This window comes from Mesorhizobium sp. WSM4976 (genome assembly GCF_029625685.1).
Lineage (GTDB): Bacteria > Pseudomonadota > Alphaproteobacteria > Rhizobiales > Rhizobiaceae > Mesorhizobium.
In genome coordinates this window covers 1-1,659 of record NZ_JARTVT010000082.1, presented here as the reverse complement: position 1 = coordinate 1,659, position 1,659 = coordinate 1, and the positions used below count along the sequence as shown (strand labels likewise).

General features: G+C 59.3%; 1 protein-coding gene. It reads left to right on the top strand.

The features are described 5' to 3' along the window. The first annotated feature begins 152 nt into the window (after positions 1-152). Positions 153-1,415, top strand: coding sequence for an IS110 family transposase (locus P9272_RS35730; protein WP_278164895.1), 1,263 nt, complete (start codon positions 153-155; stop codon positions 1,413-1,415). The last annotated feature ends 244 nt before the right edge of the window (positions 1,416-1,659 follow it).

Below are 1,659 nucleotides of genomic sequence, written 5' to 3'. Positions count from 1 at the left end.
GCCGTAGCACCTGCGGAATGAAGGAGCGGCGGCGGCCGAGACAGCGGTGCGCGCAGCTTTTCGCTGCAGGCGCGCACCGCTGGAGGCGGCCATGGCCAGTCAGAGTTTCTCTAGAATGTGAATGTTCACAACCCATTCCGGAGAGACCGACCATGACCACTTCAGATTCTACACCCGCCGGCGCGGTGCTGGTAGCGATCGATATCGCCAAGGTTCGCAATGAAGTTCTGATCGAAGACCCAAGCCACAAACGCCGACGCCGCCTGCAGGTCCTAAACAACCGTGCTGAGCACGACCAGCTGGTCGAAGTCCTGCACACGTACGGTCGCCCCGTGGTCTGTGGCTTCGAGGCGACGGGGAACTATCACCGGCCGATTGCATGGCGCCTGGCTGAGGCTGGTTTCGAGGTTCGACTGGTGTCGTCTCTGGCGCTCGCGCGGACGCGAGAAGCGTTGCACAATAGCTGGGACAAGAACGACCCCAAGGACGCGCAGGTGATCCTGCACATGCTCCGAATACAGGCTACGCAGCGCTACCACGATCCGCTGCGCGCCGGCATCAACGATGTACAGGAACTGTCGAAGACACATGAGGCGATCGCCAGGGCAAAGACCGAGATTCAGCACCGGATCCTGACGCACTACCTGCCGCTGTATTTTCCCGAGATCGATCGCTTCCGAGGAAACAGCCGCAGCGATTGGTTCTTCGCATTCCTCGATGCCTTTCCAACGCCGGCAAGCATCACGGTGCTGACGAAGGAGGAGTTTGTAACAGCAGCTTGGGATGTCGTCGGTCGAAAGGTCAGCAAGTCACAGATTCTAAGGGATATTTACGAGACGGCGCGCTCATCGATCGGACTGCCGCTGCCGCTTGATGCGCCTGCCATTCGCATGTTCCGGATGGTCATTGACGAAGCACGCAATCTGATCCGGCAGCGCAATGAGATTGAAGCGCAGGCCGACGAGCTGTTGCGGCACAGCCAGGATTATCAACTCCTGCGACAAATCCCGGGCATCGGACCGATCAACGCATTGACCATCATTGCCGAAGCCGGCGATCTTCGCCGTTTCGGTCATCATCGCCAATTCCTAAAGTTCTGCGGACTGGACCTCTCGACACAGCAATCAGGCCAATATCGAGGCCAGACCCGCCTTTCCAAATTCGGCAATGCTCGGCTGCGCCGCACCCTGTGGATCGCCGGACAAGTCGCCATCCGCCAGCGGGAGAACGGCTTCCGTCATAAGTTCGAACGCTACATCGCGAGGGATCGCGACAATCCCGATCTACGCCGCAAGGCAATGACCGCTATTACCGCCAAGATGGCGCGTGTCGTGCACGCCGTCGTCAAAGGTGGTTCCGACTACCGGCCCTTCGTTGAAGGGCGGGTGCCAGGTGGAAGAACCTCTGTCAGCTAGGGCCGTGAGGGCATCGCTTCGATGACCCTGTAGATAATGTTCGGGTCTTCCGCCTGGATCAGAAGCTCGTGTTGAGGACGGTGAGGGCCGCCTGCGTGCGTACCCTGTGTTTGCTATGGACGAGACCTTTTCCCTTGCCGGTGGAAGCCGCCTGGTTCGATGACTTGACCAACGTCACGCAGCAAGAGCATGCTGACGAACAGAGAGACCTTGACTGCACGCTCCACTTCCTTCCGCTCTTAGG